An 8,153-nucleotide genomic window follows, 5' to 3' on the forward strand; every position below is an offset into this window, starting at 1 on the left:
TCTTCCAACCTGCCGGTGAGGCCAGTGACCTTTGCACTGGCCGGAATATCCTCGTTGGCCACCATAAAGCTTACTGCCATCTCTTTCACCTCAGCCCACCGCACTCACTAGTGCCATTGAGAGCGACACCGCTTTTGCGAATTCATTGTCGCTCCTCGATGTGAGAACAACGGGGAATCCTGCTCCCAAAAGGAGCCCGGCCGTCTTGGACTTGCCTAGATGTACGAGCCCTTTAATAAGGTTGGCCGCTGATTCAAGATTAGAACAGACCAGTATGTCGGCCTCGCCTCCGACCTTAGACGTAATTCCCTTCTTCAGTGCCGCTTCCTTTTTCAGGGCAGTATCTATGGGCAGGGGGCCGTCCACGAGACACACTCCAAATTGCCCTCTTTCCGCCATTTTGGATAACACAGCTCCCTCAACGAGGTCGCGATTTGTCACCGACACTCGCTCGTTTATACCGATTACCGCGACCCTTGGTTCACTTATTCCGATCGATCTTGCAAACTCAACGGCATTCCTGAGTATCTCTGCCTTTTCCTTCAAATCAGGTGCAACGTTGACCGTCCCATCAGTTATGAAAAGCAGTCTTGGATGCTCGGGGACCTCCATACAGGAAATGTGACTTATAAGCTTTCCGCTAGCCTTTACCCTGGGGCTCTTGAAGAGCTCTCTCAGAAACACGGTGGTATTGATGTCGCCTTTCATTAGGACGGCTGGAGTATCTCCCTCCAAAGCAGAGACTGCATTTGAAGCATTATCTTCTTCAGATTTCCCTTCGACAACACGCGTCGTGTTCAGAAACCCTTCAGATGCCGCCTCCTTTATCTCTTCCAATCTTCCGAAGAGAGTGAATTCAAAATTGCCGTTAGAGGAGGCAGTTGATTCTATGGTCTTCATCGTCTTTCGATCATGCGGTTGCACGCAATTTACTCTCACGCGCTTCTGCAACTTACTTGCTTCAAGAATGAACTCAGAAAGGGAATTAATCATCGATCATCACCTCAGTATTCCAGGGCCTCTTCGATCCCCTGTATTACTCTGTGCGCTCCTTCGGCAAGGCTTTCCATCTCGTATTCTCCCGGGAAAAGAAGGACTCTTATACCCTTCAGTTTCGCAAGAAGTCTTTCTCTGACGTAGTCGCACTTCACCACGCCGCCCGTAATGGCAAGGGCGTCGGGAACTCCGTCAAATACCGCCAGCAGACTGTATGAGTATTTTGCAATATTGTAAATGTACGCTTCAAGCGGCATAGAATCGATTTCTCCATTCTTCACACCTTCGGCGATCCGTTCAACGTCGCGCATTCCGAAGTGGGAAAACAGACCGCCCCTGTGAGCCAGGTATTCGAGATAATCGTCTCTCGAGCGAGCAAACTCCGCCAATTCGTGAGTCGGGAGGGCACCCGCTCTTTCCACAGAAAAGGGACCTTCCTTGTCACTGTTATAGAGATCGACCATCTTTCCGTTCAGATGGGCGCTTACCGAGGAGCCACCACCTAAATGGGCCACTATGAGCTTCGCTTCTTCGTACCTCTTTCCCAGTTCAGTCGCAGCTTTCTTCGCGACTGCCTTCATGTTCAACGCATGGGAGAGTGAGTTTCTTCTGATCTCCTCTATTCCCGTTATTCTTGCCCACTCGGCGAGTTCGTCCACACTGATCGGGTCGACGGTGAAAGCCGGCATTCCGAATTCCTGAGCCAATTCAAAAGCTATCACGACCGCTGTGTTTGCAGGGTGAATGCCCTGAAGGCCCTTTCTGGCGTCATTGACCATCTCTCTGTTGATGCGGTAAACTCCGGAATTCAGAGGTTTCAATCTCCCCCCTCTGGCCGCTACGGCAGTCAGTTGGGATGGTCTTATCCCGTTTCTGTCCAGTTCTTTGAGGATCTGATCCTTCCTTATTGTGTACTGATCGGGAAAAAGGGGAAGCTCGAGCATACCATCGCCAAGAGAAAGCGTCTTCTTGAACACTTCATTCCCATCTTTGAAGACGGCTACCTTGGTTGATGTCGAACCGGGATTTATGACGAGAATCAGACTCATTTCATGTAATCTCCGACTATTCTCTTGAATTCGTCAAGTTCGAGGACCGTGTTTCTTATTCTTCCTTCCTTTCGCACAATTTCCGTCAGTTCTTCAAGCTGGTCTTCTGTCGCCTGTATGCCTAATCTCTTCAACCAGTATTTTATGCTTGCCTGACCGCTGAAGGCGCCGAGCTTCACGTCTATCTCGCCCATTCCTACGAGCGAAGGAAGGTACGGGGTCATGGCGGCGTTAATTCCGGCCGCATTCAACTTGTCGATTGCATCAACTACGATGCCCGATTCGACCCAGAAGAGACGCTTCCCAACGACCGGCTTATTGTTCGCCACCGGGATTTTCGAAATATCCTCGACCAGTCGCGAAGTGTATCCGATCTTCCTCAGATCGACTCCTGTATCTATCCCCATCAGGAGTTTCAGGCCGGCGGCGACCTCTTCGGTAGCTACGTTGCCCGTCCTTTCGCCAAGCCCGTTGATCGAGCTGTGAATGCCTGATACACCAGCTCTTACTGCGGCGAAAACCGATCCCATTGCCAGACCGAATTCATTGTGAACGTGGAATTCCAGCGGGATGTCCGGAATGGCCTTCCTAAGCTCAGTGAAGATGAACTCGATTGCAAATGGGGAGGCGACTCCAAAGCTATCCACAAAGACAATACTCTCCGGTTTTGCTTGCTTTGCCACTTCTGTGAAGACTTTCAGGACATAATCGGGGGTCGATCTTGTTGCGTCCCAGCCCATGAAGGTTGGCTTCATGCCCTGTTCCTTCGCGTAGAGTATTGCCGAAACGACTCGGTCGATCAGTTTTTCGGGGGATACACCATAGACAAGCTCGTTATCGTATGGATTTACCGCGTGTTCGACAACTACTCGTGTGGCGCCGCAATCGACAGATTCATCGATATCCTTCTTCAAAGACCTTGCGAATGGAACGATTTCCGAATCGAGATTCATGTCAACTAGTCTTCGTATCGCCCTCTTGTTTTCGTCGGAGACTATCGGCATTCCGACCTCAATGGACTTCACACCCAAATCATTCAGAGCAACTCCGATTCTCACCCTTTGATCCTCGCTCCAGGTAAGACCGCAAGTCTGTTCTCCATCTCTCAACGTAACATCGTGTATGTAGATACTGTCTTTTGCGTTTTCTCCCCGGATCTCTCTCTCATAGTTGAGAGGACTCACCCAGCGGGATTCATCGAAGTATGGTGTTCCATTTAGCTTCATGTAATCAAGATCTTTCGGTTTCATTATTGTGCCTCCTTATTCGATATTTCCGGCAACACAAGTGAGTTCTGAAGAACCGCGATGCTCTTGCCGGCCGGCGCCACCCGGTCAACAACCGATTGAATATCTTGATGGACCGTTAACCCGAGTTCATTGAACTGATCTGCAAATTTTGTGTCACTCACAATGTGAATCCTTTTCTTCTCAATAACTTTCCTTACTGCATAGGCCGCCACATACGCTAGCGGGTCTTCGGTGGTAATCATGTCCAGTCTTTCTAGGATCTTTTCTGCCTCCAACTTGAGTAATGAGGCGAATAGAGGATGGTCGCCAAAGCCTTCATCGAGTGACGAGACCATAACGATGTCTCCTCCATTTCTGGTAACAAGATCGGATGTGTACAGCGCTTTGCCACACTGCCAGAAATCGGTCACAGAGGGGAATGAAGATATCACGGTGACATCGGCCCTTTCCGGGTACTCTCGGAGCAGCTCTTCTCTCGCGACTTTGACGCCTTCTCTGTGTGCAGTTACATGATTGCCCGATACACATCCGGCGATTCTTCCTTCGATATCGTAGTAGAAATTTATTATGAAATCAAGTCCTACTCGTCTTCCGGTTTCATCTATAAGTTCCCTGAACTCATTGTCAAGAACTCCGACGTCGGCTCTGCTCTTCAGTATTGCCATCCTGTGCGACAAAAAGACAGTTTCATATGCAGAGACGCCCGGAATCACAATTTTCGCTCCGCCCGACCATCCGGAGAACCTGTGAGGAACGATCGAACCCACTCCAATTGTGAAGTCGGCTCCAACCGCTTCGTTTATCCTGATCGGCACTCCAAGGAATTCTCCATAGTCTTTCATCCTGCCCGCTGCTTCGGCATCGTGCTGGATGATCTTAGTATCGCGAGAAAAACTGCCAAACTTCTCACTTAGCTCATCAGCCGTCATTTGTCTGTGAGTTCCAGTCGCGACAAGCAAGGAGACTTTGCTCCAGGGAATCTTGTTTTCGACGAAAAGCGATTTCATGAAAGAGAGAGTCTCAAAGATCGGAGAGTGCCTTGTATGATCCTCTACGATCAGGACTATCTCTTTCGCAGATTCCGCAAGCTCCAGGATCGGAGCAGCATCAAACGGCTTCAGTAACGATTCGCGCAGAGAGCTGCCCTCTTCGCTTCTCTTAAGAGACGCGGTCGGAGCGAGTACTCTGGCAGCCGGAACTTCCAGCTGAAGCCTCTCCTTCTCTCTATAGTCAAGCGAGAATTTCATCTTACTTGCCGCCGAAGTACATTTCTCGAATTCTCTCGTCGCTCTTCACTTCATCGACAGAGCCTTCAAGTTTTATTTGACCTTGCGATACGATGTAGACTCTGTCGCTCATCGGGAGCGAGAGCTTCGCGTTCTGTTCCACAATCAACATGGTGAGACCCGTATCCTTCACGTAATTTTTCAGAGTCTCGAATATTCTCTTCACGATAACAGGAGCCAGTCCCATGGAAGGTTCGTCTATCATCATGATCAGTGGATCGGAAACGATGGCCCTTCCAATTGCGAGCATCTGTTGCTCTCCACCGGAAAGTGTGCCGGCCATCTGATTTTTCCGGGACTTCAGTTCCCAGAAAAGCTCATAAACTTTCTCGATGTTTGGGCGAGCCTTTGCGAGTCCAATTCTAGTAGCAGCAACTTCAAGGTTTTCTTGCACGGAGAGTTCTGCGAATACCTGCCTTCCTTCTGGAACGTGTATTACCCCCAACCTGGTGATTTTGTGGGGCGGCAGATGTTGAATCTCTTCTCCGTTAAGCAAGACCTTGCTTCCCGACTCGGAAGCCACTAGTCCGGAAATGCTCTTTAGTAGAGTTGTCTTACCTGCTCCGTTTGGTCCAAGAACAGAGACGACCTCTCCCTTTTGGGCTTTTATAGAGACTTTTCTGAGAGCAGGAACCTCATTATACGAGACTGAAAGATCTATGGTTTCAAGCAAGGCCATAATCAATCCTCCCCCAGGTAGGCTTTAAGGACAAGTGGATCCTTTTCGATTTCGTCGAACTTCCCCTCAGCAATAACCTGACCGAAGTTGAGAACATAGACCCAGTCGGCAACTGCCTTGATAAAGTCCATCGTGTGTTCTACCAGTAGAATCGTTATTCCTCTTTCCTTAAGAATAATCATCAAGTCCATGATCACCTTGAATTCATCTCTAGTCATACCCGCTGCCGGTTCGTCGAGGAAAATCAACTGAGGTTCAAGGGCTAGTGCTCTTGCTATTTCTAGACAGCGTCTCAATCCGTATGCCATGCCGGTAGGAGAGTCATATGCTCTCTCCTCAAGTCCAACAAGCCTCAAGAGCTCGAGAGCCTTCTCTTTGTTCTCACTTTCCTCTCTTCTAAACTTCGGGGTTCCCAAAACGACGCTCAATGGGCCTGACTTGTAAAACGACTTTCGAGCAACCAGAACGTTCTCTATAACTGATAGGTTCTCGAAGAGCCGGATTTTCTGGAATGTGCGCGCAATACCTAATCTACTTATCCTGTTTATGTCCATTTGAGAGATATCCTGATCTTTGTAATACACTTTTCCGCTTGTAATCGGGTGTACTCCTGTTACCACATTTATGAACGTCGTCTTTCCGGAGCCATTCGGACCGATAAGAGCTGTGATATTTCCCTGAGAAATTCCTACCGAAAGTTCATTGTTTGCCACAACTCCGCCAAATCTCTTTGTCAACTTTTCCGTTCTTAGTATGTCCATCTTCAGCCCACCTTACAATGTCTTTGTGTTGCTTCTCTTAAGTTTGAAGACCTTTCTGAAGAGATTCTCAAGTATCGGCCCGAGCCCCATGGGTACGAATATTATGATAACGATAACGATCAGTGAGGTCACCATTAAGTAGTAGTTCTCCCAGCCGCCGAATCTGAGGAATTCCGGCAGAAGAGTTAGCCCGATTCCGCCGACAACTCCTCCGCTCATGTGTCTAAGACCACCAACAACGGCCATCGCAACGAAATTCGATGACTCAAAAAACGTGAATGGTTCGGGCGAAAGAAATCCTGCTAGGTGAGCGTAAAGCGCTCCTGCAAGCCCTGCCAAGCCTGCCGAAAAACCGAAAGCGGCGATCTTTAACTTCTTTGTAGATATTCCGCAGGTCTCAGTGGCCACATCATCGTCATTCATAGCAAGCATCGCTCTGCCGAAGTGAGAGTGCTTGATGCGGTACATAATGAAGACTGACACGAGCAGTATCCCTCCAAAAAGCCAGAACACCTGACCGTAGGAAAGCATGTTATTTCCCACTGAATAGAATGGGATTCCGAAGAAACCATATGGCCCCCCGGTTATCGGTGTGAGATTTATCACGAGCATCCAGACTATTTGCCCGAAGGCGATTGTTACTAGAGATAAGAAGAAGGCCTTTAGTTTGAACGAGGGGATACTCAGCAGGAAGCCCGCAACAACGCTCAGAACTACTCCCGCAATAACCCCAATCGGAATTGGTAGTCCCAGCCGCACAGTGAAGTATGCCGAAGTGTATGCTCCAATTGCGTAAAAACCCGCCTGCCCGAGCGATATCTGCCCGGCAAAACCTGTAAGGAAGACCAACCCTGTTGCAAGGATGGCGTGTATCAAGGCCCTGTTCATTAGGTAAAGGTGATACATGTTATTCGTGAAAAGTGGGAATAGCATTATTAGTAGTATCGCTCCTACAATCAATATCAGCTTCTTCATCTCGCACCCCCTATATCTTCTTGCTCTTCCAGTTGAATATTCCGGAAGGCTTGAGTATTAGAACGGCGACAAGAACCGAGAAGGATATGATGTCTCTGTATGTAGAAGAGATGTAGAGGGTGGAGAAGTTCTCCAGCAATCCAAGAGATATTCCGCCCAGTATCGTCCCGTACGGATTGGTCAATCCGCCGAGAACGGCAGATGCGAACCCTTTGACACCAATTGACCCACCACCAAGTTCTAATGACACGAAGTATATCGGGGCAAGAAGTATACCTGCAATTCCCACCACACACGTGGCCAGTATAAAAGAAAGAGAGGTCGTTACTTTCACATCTATTCCCATAAGAGCCGCGGCTTCCCTATTCTGTGCGGCAGCTCGGAATGATTTTCCTATGAGCGTCTTGTTCAGTAAGAAGTAAATGAATACCATAAGGATTCCGATTACCAAATAGATATTGAGATAGAGAGTGGGAATTCTTATTCCGCCTAAAGAAATGAAGTCTTGGCTTCCCCCAAATACCGGTGGAAATGGCTTGGGCAAAGCCCCATAAGTGACGATTATCAGATTGAGCCAGAAGGTACACAGCATCAATGTTGCAACGACAAATTCAAGCCTACCTCCACCTCTCTTCCTTATCGGCTCATATATGAACGTCCTGAGTCCAAGACCATACAAGGCAATTATCGCCACAGAAAAGACGAAAGAGAGGAAGAACCCCAAATTCGCCAGTGTATAGAAAGTATAGAACAGATACGCCGCTAACATAGCTGATGAAATGTTAGCGAAGTTTATTCTTGAGATCGTCAGCCACAGGAAAACAACTCCGAGCCCTACAAGTCCATACGTAGCACCGATTGAAGCCCCTGAAACAATGATTTGGAGAATGTCTTGAAGCATTATTCACACTCCTTGTCTTGATAAGTGAAGCGGGAGGCAGGCTGAGCACGCCCCCTCCCGCAAAGAGGCTCAGTACAGCTTGTTGATAATCTGCCAGTCCTTTCCATCAAACTGGGAGATTAGACAGACGTTGGTGAAGTTATGGTGTTCATCGCACTTCAGTTCTCCCTGAACACCAACGATATTTGCTTCATTGGCCAGGTACTGTGCGAGCTTAGTGCCGTCGGTTCCAACATTCCTCAGGGCATCCGCTAGA

The 8,153-nt window shown here is 48.6% G+C and carries 8 protein-coding genes; all 8 read right to left on the reverse strand.

Annotated features, from left to right (window positions below):
- Nucleotides 1-90: 90 nt before the first annotated feature.
- The 8 genes from B3N33_RS08015 to B3N33_RS08050 are packed head-to-tail and all read right to left on the reverse strand — an operon-like array spanning nucleotide 91 to nucleotide 7,897.
- Entirely contained in the window at nucleotides 91-993 is a 903-nt protein-coding gene (locus B3N33_RS08015) for a phosphate acyltransferase (protein ID WP_292592911.1), read from the reverse strand.
- A gap of 11 nt (nucleotides 994-1,004) precedes the next feature.
- Complete coding sequence (gene buk / locus B3N33_RS08020) at nucleotides 1,005-2,045, reverse strand: butyrate kinase (RefSeq protein ID WP_292592913.1); 1,041 nt, start codon at nucleotides 2,043-2,045, stop codon at nucleotides 1,005-1,007.
- Entirely contained in the window at nucleotides 2,042-3,295 is a 1,254-nt protein-coding gene (locus B3N33_RS08025; protein ID WP_292592915.1) for a LeuA family protein, read from the reverse strand. The genes buk and B3N33_RS08025 overlap by 4 nt, the downstream gene beginning before the upstream one ends.
- Nucleotides 3,295-4,542 carry a lactate racemase domain-containing protein gene (locus B3N33_RS08030; RefSeq protein WP_292592917.1) on the reverse strand — a complete coding sequence of 416 codons (1,248 nt, stop codon included), beginning with the start codon at nucleotides 4,540-4,542 and terminating at the stop codon, nucleotides 3,295-3,297. The genes B3N33_RS08025 and B3N33_RS08030 overlap by 1 nt, the downstream gene beginning before the upstream one ends.
- 1 nt (nucleotide 4,543) lies before the next feature.
- The gene (locus B3N33_RS08035; RefSeq protein WP_103135194.1) at nucleotides 4,544-5,260 is read right to left on the reverse strand and encodes an ABC transporter ATP-binding protein; all 717 of its coding nucleotides are present in this window, start codon (nucleotides 5,258-5,260) and stop codon (nucleotides 4,544-4,546) included.
- 2 nt (nucleotides 5,261-5,262) lie between these two features.
- Nucleotides 5,263-6,021 carry an ABC transporter ATP-binding protein gene (locus tag B3N33_RS08040; protein ID WP_103135195.1) on the reverse strand — a complete coding sequence of 253 codons (759 nt, stop codon included), beginning with the start codon at nucleotides 6,019-6,021 and terminating at the stop codon, nucleotides 5,263-5,265.
- 12 nt (nucleotides 6,022-6,033) lie between these two features.
- Nucleotides 6,034-6,996: a branched-chain amino acid ABC transporter permease gene (locus B3N33_RS08045; RefSeq protein WP_292589878.1), complete on the reverse strand. Its 963-nt coding sequence runs from the start codon at nucleotides 6,994-6,996 to the stop codon at nucleotides 6,034-6,036.
- Between the two features lie 10 nt (nucleotides 6,997-7,006).
- Entirely contained in the window at nucleotides 7,007-7,897 is an 891-nt protein-coding gene (locus B3N33_RS08050) for a branched-chain amino acid ABC transporter permease (protein WP_103135197.1), read from the reverse strand.
- Nucleotides 7,898-8,153 lie beyond the last annotated feature (256 nt).

Source organism: Mesotoga sp. UBA5825, from assembly GCF_002432955.1.
Taxonomy (GTDB): domain Bacteria; phylum Thermotogota; class Thermotogae; order Petrotogales; family Kosmotogaceae; genus Mesotoga.